Source organism: Fulvimonas sp. R45, from assembly GCF_030504985.1.
In the GTDB taxonomy this organism is placed as follows: Bacteria; Pseudomonadota; Gammaproteobacteria; order Xanthomonadales; family Rhodanobacteraceae; genus Rhodanobacter_A.
In genome coordinates this window covers 183,225-203,996 of the sequence record NZ_JASERU010000004.1, presented here as the reverse complement: position 1 = coordinate 203,996, position 20,772 = coordinate 183,225, and the positions used below count along the sequence as shown (strand labels likewise).

19 protein-coding genes are annotated in these 20,772 nt (G+C 70.6%); 9 read left to right on the top strand and 10 right to left on the bottom strand.

The annotated features are described in order from the left end of the window. The first annotated feature begins 49 nt into the window (after positions 1–49). The 5 genes from QMK61_RS05445 (at position 50) to QMK61_RS05425 (ending at position 5,737) form a co-directional block, all read left to right on the top strand. On the top strand, positions 50–1,075 hold the full coding sequence (locus QMK61_RS05445; RefSeq protein ID WP_302071018.1) for a putative sulfate exporter family transporter: 1,026 nt from the start codon (positions 50–52) through the stop codon (positions 1,073–1,075). A 107-nt stretch (positions 1,076–1,182) separates the two neighbouring features. Beyond that, positions 1,183–1,659: a (2Fe-2S)-binding protein gene (locus QMK61_RS05440; protein WP_302071017.1), complete on the top strand. Its 477-nt coding sequence runs from the start codon at positions 1,183–1,185 to the stop codon at positions 1,657–1,659. Beyond that, positions 1,656–4,004, top strand: coding sequence for a molybdopterin cofactor-binding domain-containing protein (locus QMK61_RS05435; protein ID WP_302071016.1), 2,349 nt, complete (start codon positions 1,656–1,658; stop codon positions 4,002–4,004). The genes QMK61_RS05440 and QMK61_RS05435 overlap by 4 nt, the downstream gene beginning before the upstream one ends. Before the next feature lie 33 nt (positions 4,005–4,037). Beyond that, the gene (locus tag QMK61_RS05430; RefSeq protein WP_302071014.1) at positions 4,038–5,111 is read left to right on the top strand and encodes an XdhC/CoxI family protein; all 1,074 of its coding nucleotides are present in this window, start codon (positions 4,038–4,040) and stop codon (positions 5,109–5,111) included. Further along, positions 5,108–5,737, top strand: a complete 630-nt coding sequence (locus tag QMK61_RS05425) for a nucleotidyltransferase family protein (protein WP_302071013.1) — start codon at positions 5,108–5,110, stop codon at positions 5,735–5,737. The genes QMK61_RS05430 and QMK61_RS05425 overlap by 4 nt, the downstream gene beginning before the upstream one ends. A gap of 72 nt (positions 5,738–5,809) precedes the next feature. Here QMK61_RS05425 and tsaB read toward each other — a convergent pair whose 3' ends face one another. Then, positions 5,810–6,499, bottom strand: a complete 690-nt coding sequence (gene tsaB, locus QMK61_RS05420; protein WP_302071011.1) for a tRNA (adenosine(37)-N6)-threonylcarbamoyltransferase complex dimerization subunit type 1 TsaB — start codon at positions 6,497–6,499, stop codon at positions 5,810–5,812. 181 nt (positions 6,500–6,680) lie between these two features. Between tsaB and QMK61_RS05415 the strand changes: the two genes are divergently transcribed. Then, the gene (locus QMK61_RS05415) at positions 6,681–9,602 is read left to right on the top strand and encodes a valine--tRNA ligase (RefSeq protein WP_302071010.1); all 2,922 of its coding nucleotides are present in this window, start codon (positions 6,681–6,683) and stop codon (positions 9,600–9,602) included. Between the two features lie 16 nt (positions 9,603–9,618). Here QMK61_RS05415 and rimI read toward each other — a convergent pair whose 3' ends face one another. From rimI to pssA, 3 genes are read right to left on the bottom strand one after another with little or no spacing between them, the layout of a single operon-like run. Then, positions 9,619–10,092 carry a ribosomal protein S18-alanine N-acetyltransferase gene (rimI, locus tag QMK61_RS05410; RefSeq protein WP_302071009.1) on the bottom strand — a complete coding sequence of 158 codons (474 nt, stop codon included), beginning with the start codon at positions 10,090–10,092 and terminating at the stop codon, positions 9,619–9,621. Position 10,093: 1 nt separating this feature from the next. Then, complete coding sequence (locus tag QMK61_RS05405) at positions 10,094–10,552, bottom strand: hypothetical protein (RefSeq protein WP_302071008.1); 459 nt, start codon at positions 10,550–10,552, stop codon at positions 10,094–10,096. After that, entirely contained in the window at positions 10,549–11,325 is a 777-nt protein-coding gene (gene pssA, locus QMK61_RS05400) for a CDP-diacylglycerol--serine O-phosphatidyltransferase (RefSeq protein WP_302071007.1), read from the bottom strand. The genes QMK61_RS05405 and pssA overlap by 4 nt, the downstream gene beginning before the upstream one ends. Positions 11,326–11,423: 98 nt before the next feature. On the opposite strand from pssA, the gene QMK61_RS05395 reads away from it, so the two are divergent. From QMK61_RS05395 to QMK61_RS05385, 3 genes are all read left to right on the top strand, one after another. Then, on the top strand, positions 11,424–11,840 hold the full coding sequence (locus tag QMK61_RS05395; RefSeq protein WP_302071006.1) for a DUF4124 domain-containing protein: 417 nt from the start codon (positions 11,424–11,426) through the stop codon (positions 11,838–11,840). Between the two features lie 81 nt (positions 11,841–11,921). Beyond that, positions 11,922–13,622, top strand: coding sequence for a proline--tRNA ligase (locus tag QMK61_RS05390; RefSeq protein WP_302071004.1), 1,701 nt, complete (start codon positions 11,922–11,924; stop codon positions 13,620–13,622). Between the two features lie 244 nt (positions 13,623–13,866). Next, the gene (locus tag QMK61_RS05385; RefSeq protein WP_302071003.1) at positions 13,867–14,187 is read left to right on the top strand and encodes an H-NS histone family protein; all 321 of its coding nucleotides are present in this window, start codon (positions 13,867–13,869) and stop codon (positions 14,185–14,187) included. A 202-nt stretch (positions 14,188–14,389) separates the two neighbouring features. Here QMK61_RS05385 and QMK61_RS05380 read toward each other — a convergent pair whose 3' ends face one another. The 6 genes from QMK61_RS05380 to QMK61_RS05355 form a co-directional block, all read right to left on the bottom strand. Continuing rightward, a complete protein-coding gene (locus tag QMK61_RS05380) occupies positions 14,390–15,664 on the bottom strand; it encodes a threonine/serine exporter family protein (RefSeq protein WP_302071002.1) in 1,275 nt (424 codons plus the stop codon). A 142-nt stretch (positions 15,665–15,806) separates the two neighbouring features. Further along, a complete protein-coding gene (locus QMK61_RS05375) occupies positions 15,807–16,256 on the bottom strand; it encodes an NfeD family protein (protein WP_302071001.1) in 450 nt (149 codons plus the stop codon). A gap of 406 nt (positions 16,257–16,662) precedes the next feature. Then, positions 16,663–16,761 (bottom strand): DUF559 domain-containing protein, encoded by a 99-nt coding sequence (locus tag QMK61_RS05370; protein ID WP_302071000.1) that lies wholly within the window; start codon positions 16,759–16,761, stop codon positions 16,663–16,665. Positions 16,762–16,827: 66 nt separating this feature from the next. Next, positions 16,828–17,781 carry an SPFH domain-containing protein gene (locus QMK61_RS05365; protein WP_302070998.1) on the bottom strand — a complete coding sequence of 318 codons (954 nt, stop codon included), beginning with the start codon at positions 17,779–17,781 and terminating at the stop codon, positions 16,828–16,830. A gap of 87 nt (positions 17,782–17,868) precedes the next feature. Next, positions 17,869–19,260, bottom strand: a complete 1,392-nt coding sequence (locus QMK61_RS05360) for an ATP-binding protein (protein WP_302070997.1) — start codon at positions 19,258–19,260, stop codon at positions 17,869–17,871. Positions 19,261–19,413: 153 nt separating this feature from the next. Next, a complete protein-coding gene (locus tag QMK61_RS05355; protein ID WP_302070996.1) occupies positions 19,414–20,757 on the bottom strand; it encodes a sigma-54 dependent transcriptional regulator in 1,344 nt (447 codons plus the stop codon). Positions 20,758–20,772: the final 15 nt, after the last annotated feature.

Sequence of the window (20,772 nt, the reverse complement as noted above, 5' to 3'; positions counted from 1 at the left end):
GATAAGCGGCAACGCGGACAATGGCCGCACCCACCGCTTCGCCTTCCCCATGAGCGCCACCCCGATCACCATCGCCACCCACCCCACCCTGCGCAGCCGTGCGCCCGGCTTGCTGCTGGCCGTCGCCATCGCGCTCGCCGCGTGGTGGCTGGGCCGGCTGCTGCCGCTGGTCGGCGGGCCGGTGTTCGGCATCCTGCTCGGCATCGCGGTGCGCAACCTGTTCGCGCCCGACGCGCGTTTCACGCCGGGCATCGCCTTCGGCGGCAAGCAGGTGCTGCAGTGGTCGATCATCGCGCTGGGCTTCGGCCTCAGCCTCACCCAGGTGGCGAAGACCGGGCTGGAATCGCTGTCGGTGACCCTGGTGACGCTGACCGTGGCCTTCCTCAGCGCCTGGGCGCTGGGCCGCTGGCTGGGCGTGCACGACAAGCTGAAGATCCTGATCGGCGTGGGTACCGCGATCTGCGGCGGCTCGGCGATCGCCGCGGTGACGCCGATCATCAAGCCCGACGAACACGACACCGCGTTCGCGATCTCCACCATCTTCCTGTTCAACGTGGTGGCGGTGCTGCTGTTCCCGCTGCTTGGCCACCTGCTGCACCTCAGCGACCTCGGCTTCGGCCTGTGGGCCGGCACCGCGATCAACGACACCTCCTCGGTGGTGGCGGCCGGCTACAGCTACAGCAGCGCCGCGGGCGACTACGCCACCATCGTCAAGCTCACCCGCGCCACGCTGATCATCCCGATCTGCCTGATCCTGGCCTTCGCGGTGGCCGCGCGCGAGAAGAAGAGCGGCGCCGCCGACTTCAGCCTGCGCCGCATCTTCCCGTGGTTCATCCTGTGGTTCCTGGTGGCCTCGGCGATCCGCACCGCCGGCCTGGTCCCGGCCGCGCTCCTGCCCGCGCTGCACGACCTGGCCGAATTCCTGATCATCGTGGCGCTCACCGCGATCGGCCTGTCCGCCAACCTGCGCCGGATGGTCGCCAGCGGCGCGCGGCCGATCCTGCTCGGGCTGGGCGTGTGGGCGGCGGTGTCGGTGAGCAGCCTGGCGGTGCAGTTGCTGATCGGGCGGCTGTAAGGCCCGGCGAAAGCCGCCGTTTCAGCCCCGGCGACATAACCATGATTTTACATATGGAGCGCGATATTTTCCGGAGGTGATCTGTCGATCGACCCACGGAAGCGACCATGCCCGGCACCATCCACCTCAAGGTCAATGGCAAGCAGCACGCGGTCGAGGCCGAGCCCGACACGATGCTGCTGTACGTGTTGCGCGACCAGTTGGGGCTGCACGGCCCCAAGTTCGGTTGCGGCCTCTCGCAGTGCGGCGCGTGCACCGTCCACCTGGACGGCGCGGCGGTGCGCTCGTGCGTGCTCCCGGCCGCCGCCGCCGAGGGTCGCGCGATCACCACGCTCGAGGGGCTCGGCAGCGTGGACAAGCCGGGCCCGCTGCAGCAGGCCTTCATCGACGAGCAGGCCGTGCAGTGCGGCTACTGCATCAACGGCATGATCATGACCGCGCAGGCGTTCCTCGACGCACACCCGAACCCGAGCCGGGACGACATCAAGCAGGCCCTCGACAACAACCTGTGCCGCTGCGGCACGCACATGCGCATCGTCCGCGCCGTCGAGCGCGCCGCGAAGCACTGGAAGCATGCGCCATGAACGCGCGTCCCGAATCCGCAGCCGTCCCCGGCACCTCCGACTTCGACGCCAGCCGCCGCCAGTTCCTCAAGACCTCGGGTGGCCTCGTGCTGGGCTTCAGCCTGTTCGGGCCACTGGCTGCGATGGCCGAACAGCCTGCCACCCGCATTCCGGCCAGCCCGAGCGGGGCTGCACAGGCATTCCCGGCGGTGGATCCGGCCAGGCTGGATGCGTGGCTCGCGATCCACCCCGACAACACCGCCACGCTGTTCACGGGCAAGGTCGAACAGGGCAACGGCTCGCCCAACGCGCTGGCGCAGATCGCGGCCGAGGAACTCGACTTCCCGTTCGACCGGCTGTACGTGGTGATGGGCACCACGACCAGCACGGTCGACCAGGGACCGACCTACGGCAGCATGGCGGTCCGTTATGCCGGCCCGCAGATCCGCCACGCCGCGGCCGCGGGCCGCCAGGTCCTGCTGTCGATGGCGAGCAAACGCCTGCGCGTGCCGGTGGAACAGCTCACCGTGCGCGACGGCGTCGTCTCCGTCGGGGGCGATTCGGGCCACGGCGATAAGAGCCGCAGTATCACCTACGGCGAGCTGGTGGACGGCAAGCGCCTCGACATGACGATCGGGGCGACCGGCAAGACCTTCGACATGAAGGTGGCGCCGGACGCCAGACCCAAGGATCCGTCGAAATACACCATCGTCGGCACCTCGGTCCCGCGCAAGGACATCCCGGGCAAGGTCACGGGCGAGTTCACCTACGTGCACGACGTCAAGGTGCCGAACATGCTGCACGGGCGCGTCGTGCGGCCCTACGGCATCGGGTCCGACCTGCTGGAGGTGGACGAGAGCGGCCTCAGGGACATCCCGGGCTTCGTCGCGGTGGTGCGCCAGCGCAATTTCCTGGGCGTCGTCGCGGAAACCGAATGGGGCGCGATCAAGGCGGCCGAGAAACTGGGCTCGAAGCGGGTGCGCAAGGGTCCCGCGGACGGCCAGGCCAAGTGGTCGGACTGGCGGGGCCTGCCGGCGGCGGACGCGCTCTGGGACACGCTGCGGCATGCGTCGGGCAAGGACACCACGGTGGCCAAACGTGGCAATGTCGACGCGGCCCTGCGCGGCGCCGCGAAGACGCTGAAGGCCACCTATTGCACGCCGTTCGAGACCCACGGGTCGATCGGCCCGGAACTCGCCATCGCCGACGTGGGCAAGGGCTACGCGAAATTCTGGGCCGGCACCCAGATGCCGCACCAGGCGCGGCGCGACATGGCCGAGCTGCTGGACCTCCCGGTCGAGAACGTCGTGGTGAACTGGGTCGAGGCGTCCGGCCAGTACGGACGCAACGGCCTCGAACCCGTGATGGCGGACGCCGCGATCATGTCGCGCGCCGTCGGGCGCCCGGTGCGCGTGCAGTGGATGCGCTGGGATTCGCATGGCTGGGATCCCAAGGAGCCGCCCATCGTGCAGGATCTCGAGGGTGCGCTGGACCATGCCGGCAACGTCGTCGCGTGGCGCCACCACATGTGGGTGCCCACGTACAGCGATACGCGCCTGCTGGCCTCCGAGCTGATCGGCAAGCCGGTCGGCCAGATCCACCTGGGCGACGCGGCGATCCAGTACGAGTACGAGTTCGACCATGCGGACGTCGTCTCGCATGGCGAAGGCCGGGTCGGCCTGATCACCTCGTGGATGCGCGCGCCCGGACAGTTCGAGACCACCTACGCGATGGAGGCCTTCGTCGACGAATTGGCCGCGGCAGCGCGGCAGGACCCGCTGGCGTTCCGGCTGAAGTACCTCAAGGAGCCGCGCGCGATCGCGGTCCTGAAGGCGGCCGCCCGGCAGTACGGCTGGGAGAGCCGTCCGGCATTCCGGGGCAAGCAGTCCGGTCGCCTGGCCACCGGCCGCGGCATCGCCTGGGTCAACCGCGACGGCAGCCGGGTCGCCACCATCGCGGACGTGGTGGTCGACCGCGACACCGGCGGGATCCGGGTCAAGCGCGTGGTGGTGGCACACGATTGCGGGCTGGTGGTCAGCCCCGACGGCCTGCGCAACCAGATCGAGGGCAACATCATCCAGTCGATCAGCCGGACGCTGCACGAGGAGATCGCCTTCGACCGCGCGCACGTCACCAGCCGCGACTGGGCGAGCTATCCGATCCTGCGCTTCAACGAGATCCCCGACAGCATCGAGATGGTGTTCGTCAACGACAGCGCCGAATACCCGTCGAACGGCGGCGGCGAACCGTCCACCTGCCCCACCGCGGCGGTCATCAGCAACGCGGTCTACGACGCGACCGGCATACGCCTGCGCCAGAAGCCGTTCCGGCCCGAGCGTGTCAAGGCGGCGCTGGCCCATGCATGACGTCCCCGCGGTCGCCCGCGCCGCCCGTCGTCCATGAGCAGCGCGGCGGAGTGGCGGGCGTTGATCGACGCGGTCGGCGGCCTGCCCGAAGGCGCGCCGACTGCCGCGCTGGCCACGCTGATCCGGACACGCGGCTCGACCTTCCGCCACGCCGGCACGCGGATGCTGGTCCATGCCGACGGGCGCGTGGTCTGCGCGCTTTCCGGCGGCTGCCCGCAGCGCGACATCGTCGAGCGCGCCCTCTCCGTCATCCGCGACGGCAAGCCCTTGCGGGTGGCCTACAACGACGCGTCGGGCCTGGACGTGCTGATGGAGATGGGCTGCGGCGGCGAGCTGGAACTATTGATCGAGCCGGTCGAACGAACCGGTGCGCTGCGATGGCTCGCGCCGCTCGGTGTCTGCCTGCGCGAACGGCGGCCGGCCACGCTGGCGACATGGTTCGCGCGCGACGGCATGGTCCTCGCGCCACGGCACGCGCTCGCCGATGGCCCGGGGGCGGACGCGCCCACGTGCGATGCGCTGCGCGCCGCGCTGGCCAGGCCGCGGCCGGAACGCGCCACGGTGGCCGCCATCGCGGGTGCGGACGGCCATGACGAAGTCCTGCTGGAACCGGTGCAGCCGCCCCACGCGCTGGTGGTGATCGGCGGCAACGCGACGTCGCACGCCCTGCTGCGGCTGGCTGGCACGCTCGGCTGGCAGGCCGTGCTGGTCGACAACGATCCGCGTCGGCTCGACGTTTCCGGCTTGCCGACGGGGACCGCGACCCGTTGCGCCGAACCGGCCCGCCTGTGCGAGGCCGTCGCCTTCGATCCGCACACCGCGGTGGTGGTGATGACCCACGGCCTGGAGCGGGATACCGCCTACCTGCGCGCGTTGGAGGAGGTGCCGCTGGCGTACGTCGGCGCACTCAGTTCGCGCGGGCGGGCCGTGCGCCTGCTCGACGCGCTGGAAGCGCCCGCATGGGAACTGCGCGCGCCGACCGGGCTGGATATCGGCGCGGGCACGCCCGAGGAAATCGCGCTGTCCATCGCCGCGGAGATCCTGGCGGTGCAGCGTGCCCGCGCCGGCGGCCCACTGCGGGCGCGCACCGGCGCCGTCCACGCATGAACGCCGGCAAAGGGCCGGTCGTGGTGTTGCTGGCGGCCGGCGCGGGGCGCCGCTTCGGCGCGCTCAAGCAGTTGGCGTCCATCGATGACGAACCCATGGTCCGGCGCGTGGCGCGCACGCTGCTGCGCCTGCAGCATCCGTTGCTGGTGGTGACCGGCGCCGGCGGCGATGCCGTGGCCGCCGCGCTGGCCGGATTGCCCGCGGCCTGCGTGCCGAACCCCGACTGGCGAGACGGCCTGGGCGCATCGTTGGGCGCCGGCATCCGCGCCGTGCGCGACCGCTTTCCCGATGCCTCGGCGGCACTCGTGTGCCTGGCCGACCACCCATGGCTCGATGCGCGCGCATTGGAAACGATGCTCGAACGCCACGCGCAAGACCCCATGCGCATCTTCGCCGCCGACCATGCCGGCGAGCCCGGGCCGCCGGTGCTGTTCCCCGCCGACTGCCTCCCCGGACTCGCCGCATGGCGCGGAGCGGAAGGCGCGCAGGCCTGGCTCCGCCGCCAGGGCCCGCGCGTCGAACGCATGCCGCTCGACGTGGCCGACGTGGACACGCCGGCCGACCTCGACCGCGCGCGGCGGCAGCGGGCGCGTCCACCGTCCGGGCAAGGGCAGGTCCGCTCCTGATCGTCCACGCCCGGGCGGGCGTCATCCCCGTACCGCAAGCCCCCGGCCGGCCGGGAGCAACGGGTATCCGCCTCAACCCTTGCCCTGCTCCGCCAGCGTCAGCGCCACCTTGTCGCGCAGGTAGACCGGCAGCGCCAGTTCCGGCGCCTGCGCCCGGCCGGCGCGGAACTCGCGCACGGCCAGTTCGGCCACGTGGCGGGCCTGCGGGTAGCGTTCGCCCTCGGCCGAGCGCAGTTCGCCGGTGAGGCGCTCGCGCAGGACGTCGGCGTAGGTGGTCCAGCCGCTGCCGACCACGTGCCAGGCCGCGGCCTCGGGCAGCGCCAGTGTTCCGGCGGTGCAGATGCGCTCGTCGTCCAGCGCGACCAGGCCGCCGTCGCCGTCGCGGCGGTAGCTGGCGGCGTAGAGCTCGCCCATGCGGGCGTCGATCACGGCGAGGACGGCCGCGTCGTCCTCCGGCGCCTCCAGCGCCAGCGCGGCCAGCGAGGACACGGTGACCACCGGCCGGTCCAGCGCCAATGCCATGCCCTGCGCCAGCGACACCGCCAGCCGCACGCCGGTGAACGCGCCGGGGCCGCGGCCGACGGCGATGCCGTCCAGCGCGTGGCGGCCCAGCCCGGCCTCGGCCAGCAGCTCGTCGGCCATCGGCAGCACGCGCTCGGCGTGGCGGCGCGGGGCGATCTCGCTGCGCGCGATCACTTCCTCGCCGTGCACCAGGGCGACGGAGCAGGATTCGGTGGCGGTTTCGATGGCTAGCAGGTTCATCCGGGCATTCTCGCATCGGCGGCCCGGACAGGACAGCATGCGCCCGGGGCAGGCGGCGGGCGGCGGCATGGCCCGGCCGGGGCAGAGGCGGGTTTTGGCAGCCCCGCCGCCGGCCCGTACAATGGCCGCTTTCACGTCCACTTCAGCGCGCCGCGCCACGGCGCGCCAGCGCGAGTCCCCGATGGAAAAGAGCTTCGAGCCCGGCACGATCGAATCGACCTGGTACGCCCGCTGGGAAGCCGGCGGCGACTTCCGGCCCTCCGGCCAGGGCGAGCCGTACTGCATCCTGCTGCCGCCGCCGAACGTCACCGGCACGCTGCACATGGGCCATGCCTTCCAGCAGACCGTGATGGACATGCTGGTGCGCTACCAGCGCATGCGCGGCATGAACGTGCTGTGGCAGGTGGGCACCGACCACGCCGGCATCGCCACGCAGAAGATCGTGGAGAACCAGCTCGCCGCCGAGGGCAGGACGCGCCACGACCTGGGCCGCGAACCCTTCGTCGAGCGCGTGTGGCAGTGGAAGCAGGAATCCGGCTCCACCATCACGAACCAGATGCGCCGGCTGGGCGCCGCCGCCGACTGGTCGCGCGAGCGCTTCACCATGGACGAGGGCCTTTCCGCCGCGGTGCGCAAGGTGTTCGTCGAGTGGTACCGCGCCGGACTGATCTACCGCGGCAACCGGCTGGTGAACTGGGACCCGGCGCTGGGCACGGCGGTGTCGGACCTGGAAGTGAACAACGTCGAGCGCGACGGCCACCTGTGGTCGATCCGCTACATGACCGTGGACGGCGCGGAAAGCGTGGTGGTCGCCACCACCCGCCCGGAGACCATGCTGGGCGACGTGGCGGTGGCCGTGCACCCGGAGGACGAGCGCTACGCCCACCTGGTCGGTTCGATGCTGCGCCTGCCGCTGAGCGGCCGCGAGATCCCGGTGATCGCCGACGACTACGTGGACCGCGAGTTCGGCACCGGCTGCGTGAAGATCACCCCGGCACACGATTTCAATGACTACGCCATCGGCCAGCGCCACCGGCTGGAGCCGATCAACGTCTTCACGCTCGACGCCAGGGTCAACGACAACGCGCCGGAGAAGTACCGCGGCCTCGACCGCTACGACGCGCGCAAGGCCGTGCTGGCCGACCTGGAGGCCGCCGGCCTGCTGGTCGAGACCAAGCCGCACAAGCTGCAGGTGCCGGTGAGCCAGCGTTCCGACGCGGTGATCGAGCCGATGCTCACCGACCAGTGGTTCGTCGACCTCACCTCGGACGCGCAGGCCGACGGCCGCCCGGGCGGGCGCACCGCGATCACCGAACCGGCGCTGGAAGCGGTGCGCTCGGGCGCAATCCGCTTCGTGCCGGAGAACTGGACCACCACCTACACGCAGTGGCTGGAGAACATCCAGGACTGGTGCATCAGCCGCCAGCTGTGGTGGGGCCACCGCATCCCGGCGTGGTACGACGAGGCCGGCCACATCTTCGTGGGCGAGGACGAGGCCGATGCGCGCGCGCATGCGCAGGTCGCGCCGGTGGGGGCGCTGCGCCAGGACGAGGACGTGCTGGACACCTGGTTCAGCTCCGCGCTGTGGCCGTTCTCCACCCTGGGCTGGCCGATGGACGGCCCGGTGCGGAACGAGCGCGGCGAGGTCGTCGCCGACTGGCAGGCGGACACGGTCTTCCTGCCCAGCGCGGTGCTGGTCACCGGCTTCGACATCATCTTCTTCTGGGTCGCCCGCATGGTGATGGCGACCCTGTACTTCACCGGCCGGGTGCCGTTCCGCGAGGTCTACATCAACGCCATCGTGCGCGACGCCGAAGGCCAGAAGATGTCCAAGTCCAAGGGCAACACGCTGGACCCGCTCGACCTGATCGACGGCATCGCGCTGGAACCGCTGGTGGCGAAGTCCACCCGCTCGCTGCTGATCCCGCAGGTGCGCGAGAAGGTGGAGAAGCGCATCCGCAAGGAATACCCCGAGGGCATCAAGGCGATCGGCACCGACGCGCTGCGCTTCACCTTCGCCGCGCTGGCCAGCTACAGCCGCACCATCAACTTCGACATCAAGCGCGCCGAAGGCTACAAGGCGTTCTGCAACAAGCTGTGGAACGCGGCGCGCTTCGTGCTGATGAATGTCTCCCCTCTCCCTCCGGGAGAGGGTGGCGCGAATGCGCCGGGAGGGGGTTCGGGCGGAGCGCAGCCTTCCGGCTCGACCGCACCCTCACCCCAACCCCTCTCTCAATGGGAGAGGGGTTCGATGCCAGCGACCGAGGCCGAGCGCTGGATCCTCACGCGCCTCCGGCAGACCCTGGCCGAGGTCGAGGGGCACTTCGCCACCTACCGCTTCGACCTGCTGGCGCAGGCGCTCTACGAGTTCGTCTGGAACGAGTACTGCGACTGGTTCCTGGAACTGTCCAAACCGGCCTTGAACGGCGACGACGCGGCCGCCGCAGCCTCCACCCGCCACACCCTGCTGGTGGTGCTGGAGGCCGTGCTGCGCGCGCTGCATCCGGTCATTCCGTTCATCACCGCGGAGATCTGGCAGGAAGTGGCGCCGCAGCTGGGCCTGGCCGGGGACAGCGTCTACGCGCGGCCCTACCCGCAGGCCGCCGACTTCGCGGCCGATGATGCCGCCACGGCCGAGATCGAGTGGTTCAAGGCGGTGCTCTCCGGCATACGCAGGATCCGCGCCGAGATGAACATCGCGCCGGGCAAGACCATCCCGCTGCTGCTGGCCGACGGCGACGCCGGCGATCGCGCGCGCGCCGCCAAGTTCGCCGCGCAGATCGCCTTCCTCGCCCGCACCGAGGCACCGCAGTGGATCGAGGCAGGCGCCAACGAGCCCGCCGCGGCCGCCGCGGTGGTGGGTTCGCTGCGCGTGCTGATCCCGCTGGCCGGGCTGATCGACCTGGGCGCGGAGAAGGCGCGCCTGGCCAAGGAGATCGCCCGCGTCGAAGGCGAGATCCGCAAGTGCGAAGGCAAGCTGGGCAACGCCAGCTTCGTCGCCAACGCGCCGGCCGAGGTGGTGGCGCAGGAGCGCCAGCGCATCGCCGACTGGGGCGTCCAGCTCGCTGCGCTGCGCGAGCAGGCGCAGAAGCTCGGCGGCTGAACCCCGGGGCGCGTCATCACGCGCCCTGCGGCAGTTCCAGCGTCATCACGATGGCGTCCTCGCGCCCGTCCTTCGCCGGGTAGTAGCGCGGGCGCCGGCCGATCTCGTGGAAGCCCAGCGAGCGGTACAGCGCCTGCGCCACCGGGTTGGACGGGCGCACTTCCAGGAACACCTGCCGCGCGCCGTTCCAGCGCGCCACGTCGAGCAGGCGCCGCAGCAGGTGCCGGCCCAGGCCGCGGCCGCGCCAGTCCGGGCCGACGCACACGTTCAGCACGTGCGCCTCGCCCGCGCCCACCGACAACACACCGTAACCGGCGACCGCGCCGTCCACGCACAGCACCCAGCACGGATGGCGGGCACGCAGGCAGTCGGCGAAGATGCCCTGCGTCCAGGGGAACTCGTAGGAAGCGGTTTCCAGCGCGGCGACCGCGGGAAGATCCTCGCGGCGCATCAGCCGCATCTCCGTCGCCGGCGGGGCCACCGCGACCATGTCAGCCGCCGTGCGCGGCCAGCGCGCGGCGCAGCGCGCGCAACGCGCTCCACAGGCGGCGCTTGCCGTCGCCGCCGGCCAGCACCACGGCCGGCGTGTCGGCCAGCACGACGTGCGCCTGGTGCAGCCACTCGGCCGGCAGGTCGCGCCCCAGCGCGTGCGCCTGCGCCTCGCCCAGCGCCAGGTAGGCCCGTGCGCGCGGCGCCTGCAGGGGAGCCGCGCCCACCTCGATCCGCGCCGCGCGCGCCAGCCGCGGGCCGAACGCCAGGAAGGCGCGGCCCAGCAGGTCCAGTTCGCGCGGCGCGCAGCCGGCCGGCAGCAGCACCACGCAATCGGGCTCCGCCGCAGGCATGGCGGCAACGGATGATTCCCGCTCCGGCACCGCCGGCGCGGCGCGCCGGCGCCAGGGCGTCACGCCCAACGCGCGCAGCAGCCGCGCGCGGTGCGCCGCCTGCGTCATGCCCCGCCCCGGTGCGGGCGCCGGCGGCGCGCGGCCAGCCCCCACAGGGTCAGCACCGGGCCGGACAGCAGGTAGATGGAGAACACCGCCAGCAGCACCCGCGGCGGGTCCAGGTACAGCAGCACCAGCAGCAACACCGCCGTGACGATCCACGCGAACGGCACGTGGTCGCCCATCGGCAGCGACTTGAAGCTGTAGTAGCGGAAGCGGCTGACCATCAGCAGGCCCACGATGGCCGCCATGAACGGCATCAGGAAGCACACCTCGTCGCCGGTGACGCCGGACTTCTCCATGCACCACACGAAGGACATGCACACCGACGCCGCCGCGGGGCTGGCCAGGCCCTGGAAGTAGCGCTTGTCGATCACGCCCACCTGGGTGTTGAAGCGGGCCAGCCGCAGCGCGCCGCAGGCGGCGTAGATGAAGGCCGCGGCCCAGCCGACCTTGGCCCACAGCGGCCCGTAGTCGCGCAGGCCGGCCAGCGACCAGTTGTACATCACCAGCGCCGGCGCCAGCCCGAAGCTGACCAGGTCGGACAGCGAGTCGTACTGCACGCCGAACTCGCTCTGCGTGCCGGTGAGCCGCGCCACGCGTCCGTCCATGCCGTCCAGCAGCGCGGCCAGGAACACCGCCACGGCGGCGTCGGTGAAGCGGCCGCCGATGCTGGCCACGATGGCGTAGAAACCGGCGAACATCGCGCCGGTGGTGAACAGGTTCGGCAGCAGGTAGATGCCGCGATGGCGGGGCCGCCGGACGGGCGTACTGTCGCTCATGGAGCAATCCGTGACGGAATGCGCGCAGTGTAAACCATTCCCCGCTTGAGTCCCGGGCGAACGGGTTGTTAACTAGGCGGGTTCCCAGGGAGAATCCCATGCGCCGCCTTCCCCTCGCCGTTGTCCTGCTGCTGGCCGCGCCACTGGCCTGCGCGCAGGTGTTCAAGTGGACCGACACCCACGGCACGGTGCACTACTCGCAGACGCCGCCGCCCACCGGCACCCGGTACAGCCGCGTCACCGTCAGCGGCTCGGTGGAACCGGTCACGCCCGCGCCGAACACCGAGGGTGGCGCCGCCGCGTCGCCGGCTGCGCCCGCGCCCGCCACCGTGGCCGACACCCCCGCCAACCGCGCCAGGCTGTGCGCGTCGCTGAAGAGCAACTTGGCCACGCTGCAGGGCAGCGGCCCGGTGGTGATGCAGACGAACGGCCAGCAGAAAGTGATCGACGACGCCCAGCGCAAGCAGCAGATCGACGACGCCCAGGCGCAATACCAGCGCTATTGCGCGAGCTGATTCGCCTTTCCCCGGCGCCGCGCGGCGCGATCCGGCCAGGCGCGCCGCTATAATCGGCGCCTTTGCCCCCGGATCACGCCCATGCGCCTCAGCCGATTCCACCTGGCCACCGTCAAGGAAGTCCCCGCCGACGCCGAAATCGCCAGCCATCGGCTGATGCTGCGCACCGGCATGATCCGCAAGCTCGCCTCCGGCCTCTATACCTGGAGTCCGCTGGGACTGCGCGTGCTACGCAAGGTGGAAAACGTGGTGCGCGAGGAAATGGACCGCGCCGGCGCCATCGAAATGCTGATGCCCACGGTGCAGCCGAAGGAACTGTGGGAAGAAACCGGCCGCTGGCAGAAATTCGGCCCGCAACTGCTGAAGATCCGCGACCGCAAGGAGCAGGAATTCTGTTATGCGCCCACCGCCGAGGAAGTGATTACCGACTACGCGCGCAACGAGCTCAACAGCTACAAGCAGCTGCCGGTCAATTTCTACCAGATCCAGACCAAGTTCCGCGACGAGATCCGCCCGCGTTTCGGCGTGATGCGCGCGCGCGAATTCCTGATGAAGGATGCCTATTCCTTCCACCTCTCCCAGGAATCGCTGGCCGAGACCTACCAGGCGATGTACGACGCCTATGCGCGCATCTTCACCCGGCTGGGCCTGAAGTTCCGCGCCGTGCAGGCCGACACCGGCGCGATCGGCGGCAACGCCAGCCACGAATTCCAGGTGCTGGCCGATTCCGGCGAGGATGCCATCGCGTTCTCCGACGGCTCCGACTACGCGGCGAACATCGAGAAGGCCGAGGCGCTGGCGCCGGCCACCGGCCGCCCCGCGCCAGCCGCCGCGCTGCAGCGCGTCGACACGCCCACGCAGAAGACCATCGCCGAGGTCAGCGCCTTCCTCGGTGTATCGCCGGCGCAGTGCGTGAAGACCCTGCTGGTGAAGGGCCGCGACGGCCTGGTGGCGCTGTGCCTGCGCGGCGACCACGAGCTCAACGAGATCAAGGCCGGCAAGCTGGCCGAGCTGCCCGACGAAACGGTGCTGGCCAGCGAGGAGGAGATCCTTGCCGCCACCGGCACCCGGCCCGGCTTCATCGGCCCGGTCGGCCTGCCCGGTGCCATCCCGGTGATCGTGGACCGCAGCGCGGCGGCACTGGCCGATTTCGTCTGCGGCGGCAATGCCGATGGCACCCACTACACCGGCGCCAACTGGGAACGCGACGCACGCCTCACCCGCGTCGAGGACCTGCGCCAGGTGGTCGAGGGCGATCCCTCGCCCGACGGCAAGGGCACGCTGCGCCTCGCCCGCGGCATCGAGGTGGGCCACGTGTTCCAGCTCGGCAGCAAGTACGCCGAAGCCCTGGGCGCCACCGTGCTGGACGACCAGGGCAAGGCCCGCGTGATACAGATGGGCTGCTACGGCATCGGCGTCAGCCGCATCGTGGCGGCCGCCATCGAGCAGTGCCACGACGAGGCCGGCATCGTCTGGCCCGAACCGATGGCGCCGTGGCGCGTGGCGGTGTGCGTGATCAATCCCAAGGGCAACGCCGAGGTCGCCGCCGCCGCCGAGGCGCTGTACCGCGAATTGCAGGAACAAGGCATCGAGGCGGTACTGGACGACCGCGGCCTGCGCCCGGGCGCGATGTTCGCCGACATGGAATTGATCGGCATTCCGCACCGCGTGGTGGTGAGCGAACGCGGCGTGGCCGCGGGCACGCTGGAATACCGCGCCCGCCAGGCCTCCGAAAGCCGCGCCCTGGTCCGCCCGGAGCTGTTCGCCCTGCTGGCGGAATGAGGGTTTTGCCCATGGCCGGGAAACGCCTGTCTGCATGGCCGCTTTTGCATGGGCCGCCCGGTTTTGTCCGCCGCGATTAACAGGCAACGCCAAAAAACCGTGACCAGCGGCCTATTGGGCGATTGCGAACCGATTAACTGGCTTTGCAATTGCCGGTTATCTGGGTGAGAATGTCCGTCACGCGGGCCATGCATTCCCATTAGCATGGCCCGCCTGTACATCATCATTTGCCAGGAGCCTTTTCATGGCCGTCGATATCAAGAATCTCAACCATAACCAGCTCAACGACCTGATCAGCAAGGCCCAGCAGCGCCAGGGCGAACTGCGCAAGGAAAAGGTCGCCAAGCTGCGCGAGAAGGTCCACGCGCTGATCAAGGCCGAGGGCTACAGCTTCGAGGACATCTTCGGCCAGGGCCGCGCCAAGCGCCGCAGCACCGGCACGGTGGCCCCGAAGTACCGCAACCCGGCCAACCCGGAACAGACCTGGTCGGGCCGTGGCAAGCGCCCGCGCTGGTTCAACGATGCGCTGAAGGCCGGCAAGAAGGAAAAGGACCTGGCGATCTGATCGCCGGTTCGCCTTGAGCCTTGCGAAGAAGCGCCGGCCTTTGGGTCGGCGCTTTTTTGTGGATGCATGAAAGCGAGCCTGTCGCAGGTCGAGCCCTCCCAACCCTCTCCCGCAAGCGGGAGAGGGAGCGAACGGGCCGGGCGGCGACGCACCGTGGGCGCGGGGGATTTTCCGGCCGCCTTCGTATCCCGTCGTTCCCTGCCTACAGGGAACGACGGGGGGCCACCAGCAGGTCGCCGAACATCAGCCCTGCCACCACCGCCACCAGCAGGGTCACCAGCAGCAGGCCGGTGTCCATGCCCAGCGCGGTGTTGCGCTCGAACAGGTAGGACGCGCTGCGGAAGCCCACGCTGCCGGGCACCAGCAGCAGGATGCCGGGTTCGCGGACCACCGCCCCGGGACGGTGCGCGTAGCGCGCGTACAGGTTGGCCAGCGCGGCCAGCAGCAGGCCGCCCAGGAACACGCCGAACGGCGCGGCCGGCAGCTTGCCGGAGATCTCGCCGCCCCAGCGCGTGGTGAGGTAGCCGACCACCACCGCCAGGATCACCACCGGCCAGTCGCGCCGCGCCGCGCGGAACAGCATGGCGAACGCCACCGCGGCCACCAACAGGGCCGGATAGTCCGTCCAGGCCGGCAGCGGCGCCAGCACGAAGTCGCGCGCCTCGATGCCGAAGGCCTGGCACAGCTGCGTCGCCGCCAGGGTGCCGAAGACCAGCTTCAGCAGGGTGGACATCGCCCCGCCCATGCGCGCCATGCCGGACACCAGGTGCTGGCTGGAGATCTCGCGCACCGCGGTGGTCAACGACATGCCCGGCACCAGGATGATCAGCCCGGCCAGCACCACCGACTTGATCGCCAGCGGCACCACCAGGGCGCTCACCACGATGGCCACCGTGGTGGCCACCAGCGCGCTGATCGCGTCGCTGGCCACCGCCAGCCGCGGCCGCGTCGCCGACGACACGGTGATGCAGCCGATCAGCACACCGACCACCGCGGCCACCACCACGTCCACCCACGAACTGTGCAGGAACAGCGCCGCGATGCTGGCCGCGGACAGGCCATAGCTGGCGACCACCTTGGCCTGCTCGCGGCGGGTGTCCGGCAAGTCCAGCGCGCGCAGTTGGCGGAAGCCTTCGCGCAGGCCCAGCTTGCCGTCGGTCACCTGGTCGGCGATGTCGTCCGCGCGGCACAGGCGCTCGAGGTTCACGTCGCCGGGCGACAGCCGCACCACCTGGGTCACCTGGGCCAGGCCTTCCTCGCCCTGCCCCAGGTCGGCGAAGGAGATGATGATGGCAGTGGGGCTGGACCATACCTCCGCGACCAGTCCCAGCCGCTGCGCCACCCCGGCGATCGCCATCTCCAGCCGCGGCGCCGAGGTGCCGTACTTGTGCAGCCGGCGCGCCAGCTCGACCAGGAAGGCGATGCGCGTGTTCAGCGCGGCGGTGGCCGGTGGCGCGACGGGCGGCGTCCCGTTCATGGGCGGTGGGCGGCGCGGGGCCGGCGTGAGGGGGCGGTCTGCATGCGTTCGGTGGGCGCGATGGCGGTTCCGTGGCGGCCCGCCTGATTGAAAACAAATGCCGCGGCGAAGTCCAGAAACCGTGCCGCGGCCGGTGCCGGCATCAGTCCGCGGCGCGCACGGACAGCATGACGCCGTCCACTGCCACCACCTCCACCGTGCGACCCGCCGGCAGGTCCGGGCCGCTGACCAGCCACTGGCCGTCGCCCACCTGCGCCTTGCCGCGGCCGTTGACGATGGCTTCCACCAGCACGTAGCGGCGGCCGACCATCTGTTCCCCGCGGCGGTTGAGGCGCTCGGCCGCCGGCTCGCGGCGGCGCAGCCGCGGCCGCAGCCAGAAGCCGTAGACGGCGCAGGAGGCGAAGGTCAGCAGCGCGAAGGCGATCGCCTGCGCCAGCAGCGACATGCCCGGGAACGCCCACAGCAACACGCCCGTCGCCGCGGCGGCGATGCCGATCCACAACATGAAATAACCCGGCGCGGCCACTTCGATGGCGATCAGCACCAGGGCGAGTATCCACCAGAGGTAATGCGTTGCGATCGGTCCCGACATGTTCGTGCTTCCTTATGCGCCTTGCGTTGTTGATGCCCTCACCCCAACCCCTCTCCCGCAAGCGGGCGAGGGGCTAGGAGCGTCGCCTACACCTCTGCCCGCAGGCGCCAATGGGCTGGGAGCGCCGCGTTACTCCCCTCTCCCGCTTGCGGGAGAGGGGTCGGGGGGAGAGGGCACGCTCTTCAACGGCCTGTGCAATCCGCTCCAGCACGCCTTCAACCCGCTCCACCACATCGTGGTTCCAGAACCGCATACCACCCGCCCCTGCGTCTGCAGCCATCGGTCACGTCGCTGATCGTAGTCCACCTGCTCGCCATGCTGGCTGCCGCCGACCTCGACCACCAGTCCGTACTCGAGGAGATGAAATCCACGATGTACGGACCGACGGGTTTCTGCCGCTTGAACTTCAGGCCATGAAGCGATGGGCGCGCAGGCGATACCACAGCTTCTGCACCGCGAGCGTCTGCTCGGAACGCATCGTCCTGGCGTGGATGAGCTTGTCCATGCTCCTGGCTCCGTTGGCCCTCTCCCCCGGCCCCTCTCCCGCGAGCGGGAGAGGGAGTCCACGTTATCAGCCGGCCGGCGGCGGCACGCGAGGGATGCCGCTTTTCGCCTGCTGCTGTCCCAGCGACTCCTTCGCCAGCTCGGCGATACCGGCCAGCGAGCCGAGTACGCCGGTGGCCTCCACCGGCAGCAACAGCATCTTCTGGTTCGGCGACTGCGCCAGCACCTTCAGCGCCTCGACATAGTTGTTGGCGACGAAGTAGTTCAGCGCATTGACGTTGCCGTTGGCGATCGCCTCCGACACCATCGTGGTGGCCTTCGCCTCCGCCTCGGCGGAGCGCTCGCGCGCCTCGGCGGCGCGGAAGGCCGCCTCGCGCTTGCCTTCGGCGGCCAGGATGGTGCTCTGCTTCTCGCCGTCGGCCTTGAGGATCGCGGCCTGCTTGAAGCCTTCCGCCTCCAGGATGTTGGCGCGCTTCTCGCGCTCGGCTTTCATCTGCCGCGCCATCGAATCGACCAGGTCGCGTGGCGGCGCGATGTCCTTGATCTCGATGCGGTTGACCTTGACGCCCCACGGGTGGGTGGCCTCGTCGACCACGCGCAGCAGCTGGGCGTTGATCGCGTCGCGCTTGCTCAGGGACTCGTCGAGGTCCATCGAGCCGAGCACGGTGCGGATGTTGGTCATCACCAGCGCCAGCGAGGCCTGCTCCAGGTTGGCGACTTCGTAGGCGGCCTTGGCCGCGTCCAGCACCTGGTAGAACACCACGCCGTCCACGCGCACCACGGCATTGTCCTTGGTGATGACGTCCTGCGAGGGCACGTCGAGCACCTGTTCCATCATGTTCATCCGGCGGCCGACCGTCTGGTAGACCGGGATCAGGAAATGCAGGCCGGGCGTCAGCGTGCGGGTATAGCGCCCGAACGTCTCCACCGTCCATTCGTAGCCCTGCGGCACGATGCGCACCAGCTTCACCAGCACGATCACCACGACCACGACCACCACCAGCGCAAACAGGCTTCCCATGACCCGACTCCCCTCCAGATGGAAGCACGCAGTATAGGCGAGAAGCGCGCCGGCGCCGGTTACGTGATTACGTAACGCCCGTGCCGGTCAGGCCGGCTCCAGCGGCAGCATCAGGGTGACCTTGAGGCCGCCCTCGGCGCGGTTGGCCAGCGCGATGCGGCCGCCGTGCGCCTCGGTGATCTCGCGCGCCAGCGCCAGCCCGAGGCCGGTGCCGGAACGCTTGGTGGAATAGAACGGCAGCAGGGCCTGCGCCAGCACGTTCTGGCTCATGCCCGGGCCGCGGTCGGCCACCTCGACGCGCAGCTCGCGATTGACCACGGCCAGCGCCAGGGTCACGTCGTCCTCGCCGCCGCCTTCCTCGCCGCTGGCCTCGTGCGCGTTCTTCACCAGGTTGATCAGCACCTGCTCGATCTGCGCGGGATCGAACCAGCCGGGCCGTTCCGGCAGCTTGCCGACCAGGCGGAAGCGGCAGTGCAGCGCCAGCCCGTCCAGGAAGGCCGGCCATTCCACCGGCGCCACCCGCGGCGCCGGCAGCTTCGCGAAGCGCGCGTAGCCGTCGATGAAGCCGTGCAGGTGGCGGGCACGCTCGCCGATGGTGGCGAACACGCCCGGCAGGCGCTCGGTCTGGCCACGCCGTGCCAGCTCGGCGCCGGAATGCGCCAGCGAGGAGATCGGCGCCAGCGAATTGTTCAGCTCGTGGCTGACCACGCGGATCACCCGCTTCCACGCCGCCACCTCCTGCCGCGACAGCTCGCGCGTCATGCGCCGGAACAGCTGCAGCCGGTGCGGCCGACCCTGCAGCCGGAACGCGCGCTGGGAGAGATGGAAGGTTTCCTCGCTGCCGTCCATGTCCACGGTGAACAGCGCGTCCTCCTGGCCGGCGACGGCCAGGCGCAGCGCCTCCGGCGACCCGGCCAGCAGGCTGCCGAAGTCCAGCCCGTTGAGGCTGCGTCCCTCGTTGAACAGGTGCCGCGCGGCGATGTTGGCGTAGGCCACGTGGCCGCCGGCGTCGGTGAGCACCAGCGCCACCGGCGTGTTCTGCACCACCGTGTCCAGCAGCAGCTCGCGCTGGGCGAGGTTCTGGCGCTGCTCGCGCAGGGTCTGCCCCAGCGCGTTGTGCATGCGGATCAGCTCGCCCAGCTCGTCGCGCCGGCGCACCGCGATGGAGAAGCTGAAATCGCCGTCGCGGTAGCTGGCCACCGCGCCTTCCAGCGCGCGCAGCAGGCGCTTCAACGGCCCCATCACGCCGTGCGCCAGCCACCAGGCCAGCGGCAGCATCAGCAGCAGGCAGGCCAGCAGCACGATGTAGATGTCGGTGCCGTGGAGCCCCGGCAGATCCAGCTTCAGTTCGCTGTGCGCCCACGCCGCGAGTTGCGGCAACGGCCACTCGGTCATGCCCGCGTGCAGCAGCACGCCACACAACCCGGCCAGCGCCAGCAGGCCGGTCAGGCGGCCTTCCAGGGAGTTCAGCCGGCGCATGCGCGAGCCTCGCGCGGCAGGCGCGGCGACGGCGGCCTGCCTGTCATCGCCGGCAGCACGGGGAAGAGCGGGTACCGCATGGCAGGGCTCCATGGACGACGCCCCCTTCTACACCGGCACGGGGTCCGGCCACCACTGCCAGAAGCGCGGACGTCACTCCTGCGCGCCCAGACCGTACCGTTCCATCCGGCGGTACAGCGCCTGGCGCGACAGGCCCAGCGACTGCGCGGCCCGGCTCACCACGCCGCCGGCCTTGCCCAGCGCGGCCTCGACCGCCTCGCGACTGGGTTCGTCCAGGTTGCGCACCGCGGCGGTGGAGACGTGTTGCGGCAGGTTGAGCTGCCCGGGCGCGATGGTGCCGTCGACGGCCAGCAGCGCGGCACGCTCGATCGCGTTCTTCAGCTCGCGCACGTTGCCCGGCCACGGGTAGTTGAGCAGCGCCTCGCGGGCGGCCTCGGACAGTTCGGCGCGGCCGCCGAGGAAATGCTCGGCCAGCGGCAGGATGTCGTCAGTGCGCTCGGCCAGCGGCGGCAGGTTCACCTCGATCACGTTGAGGCGGTAGTAGAGATCCTCGCGGAAGCTGCCGGCGCGGATCATCGCCTTGAGATCAGCATTGGTGGCGCTGAGCACGCGCACCTTGGCCTGGCGCGTGCGGCCGGAGCCGAGGCGCTCGAACTGGCCGGTCTCCAGCACGCGCAGCAGCTTCATCTGGCCGGGCAGCGGCAGGTTGCCGATCTCGTCGAGGAACAGCGTGCCCCCGTCGGCCAGCTCGAAGCGGCCCTCGCGCGCCTTGTTCGCGCCGGTGTAGGCGCCGGCCTCGGCGCCGAACAGCTCGGCCTCGATCAGCTCGCCCGGCAGCGCGCCGCAGTTCACCGCCACGAACGGGCCCTTTTTCACCGCCGAGTTGGCGTGCACGATCGCCGCGATGCGCTCCTTGCCCGCGCCGTTGGGGCCGGTGATCAGCACCGAGGCGTCCGAGCGCGCCACCTGGCAGGCCAGTTCCAGCGTACGCGCCATCGCGTCGGAGGCGAACACCAGGCCGTCCAGGTCGTACTTCTGCTCCAGCGCCTCGCGCCGGCGCTGGCGCTCGCGCCGGGCGCGGCTCACCTCGCGGGTGGACTCGGACAGCTCCAGCAGGTTCTCCACCGTCGCCAGCAGCTTGCTGTCGTCCCACGGCTTGGCCAGGTAGTCGGCGGCGCCGGCCTTGACCAGTTCCACCGCGGTTTCCAGGTGGGTCCAGGCAGTGAGCAGGATCACCGGCAGGTCGGGGTACTGCCCGCGGATCTGCCGGAACAGCGCCACGCCCTCCTCGCCCGAGGTGGTGTCGGCGGTGAAGTTCATGTCCTGGATCACCACGTCCACCCGTTCGCGCGCCAGCGCCGCCATGCCCTCCTCCGGGTTCAGCGCCGCCAGCGGGCGGATGTCGTGCAGCGACAGCAGCAGCGACAGCGCCTCGCCCACGGCCGGGTTGTCGTCGATGATCAGTACGGTTCGCATGTTTTTCCTGCACAT

What these genes read in the sequence shown, in the direction of transcription:
- QMK61_RS05445 (WP_302071018.1), top strand. Translation starts at nt 50, where the DNA reads ATGAGCGCCACCCCGATCACCATCGCCACCCACCCCACCCTGCGCAGC.
- QMK61_RS05440 (WP_302071017.1), top strand. Translation starts at nt 1,183, where the DNA reads ATGCCCGGCACCATCCACCTCAAGGTCAATGGCAAGCAGCACGCGGTC.
- QMK61_RS05435 (WP_302071016.1), top strand. Translation starts at nt 1,656, where the DNA reads ATGAACGCGCGTCCCGAATCCGCAGCCGTCCCCGGCACCTCCGACTTC.
- QMK61_RS05430 (WP_302071014.1), top strand. Translation starts at nt 4,038, where the DNA reads ATGAGCAGCGCGGCGGAGTGGCGGGCGTTGATCGACGCGGTCGGCGGC.
- QMK61_RS05425 (WP_302071013.1), top strand. Translation starts at nt 5,108, where the DNA reads ATGAACGCCGGCAAAGGGCCGGTCGTGGTGTTGCTGGCGGCCGGCGCG.
- tsaB (WP_302071011.1), bottom strand. Translation starts at nt 6,499, where the DNA reads ATGAACCTGCTAGCCATCGAAACCGCCACCGAATCCTGCTCCGTCGCC.
- QMK61_RS05415 (WP_302071010.1), top strand. Translation starts at nt 6,681, where the DNA reads ATGGAAAAGAGCTTCGAGCCCGGCACGATCGAATCGACCTGGTACGCC.
- rimI (WP_302071009.1), bottom strand. Translation starts at nt 10,092, where the DNA reads ATGGTCGCGGTGGCCCCGCCGGCGACGGAGATGCGGCTGATGCGCCGC.
- QMK61_RS05405 (WP_302071008.1), bottom strand. Translation starts at nt 10,552, where the DNA reads ATGACGCAGGCGGCGCACCGCGCGCGGCTGCTGCGCGCGTTGGGCGTG.
- pssA (WP_302071007.1), bottom strand. Translation starts at nt 11,325, where the DNA reads ATGAGCGACAGTACGCCCGTCCGGCGGCCCCGCCATCGCGGCATCTAC.
- QMK61_RS05395 (WP_302071006.1), top strand. Translation starts at nt 11,424, where the DNA reads ATGCGCCGCCTTCCCCTCGCCGTTGTCCTGCTGCTGGCCGCGCCACTG.
- QMK61_RS05390 (WP_302071004.1), top strand. Translation starts at nt 11,922, where the DNA reads ATGCGCCTCAGCCGATTCCACCTGGCCACCGTCAAGGAAGTCCCCGCC.
- QMK61_RS05385 (WP_302071003.1), top strand. Translation starts at nt 13,867, where the DNA reads ATGGCCGTCGATATCAAGAATCTCAACCATAACCAGCTCAACGACCTG.
- QMK61_RS05380 (WP_302071002.1), bottom strand. Translation starts at nt 15,664, where the DNA reads ATGAACGGGACGCCGCCCGTCGCGCCACCGGCCACCGCCGCGCTGAAC.
- QMK61_RS05375 (WP_302071001.1), bottom strand. Translation starts at nt 16,256, where the DNA reads ATGTCGGGACCGATCGCAACGCATTACCTCTGGTGGATACTCGCCCTG.
- QMK61_RS05370 (WP_302071000.1), bottom strand. Translation starts at nt 16,761, where the DNA reads ATGGACAAGCTCATCCACGCCAGGACGATGCGTTCCGAGCAGACGCTC.
- QMK61_RS05365 (WP_302070998.1), bottom strand. Translation starts at nt 17,781, where the DNA reads ATGGGAAGCCTGTTTGCGCTGGTGGTGGTCGTGGTCGTGGTGATCGTG.
- QMK61_RS05360 (WP_302070997.1), bottom strand. Translation starts at nt 19,260, where the DNA reads ATGCGCCGGCTGAACTCCCTGGAAGGCCGCCTGACCGGCCTGCTGGCG.
- QMK61_RS05355 (WP_302070996.1), bottom strand. Translation starts at nt 20,757, where the DNA reads ATGCGAACCGTACTGATCATCGACGACAACCCGGCCGTGGGCGAGGCG.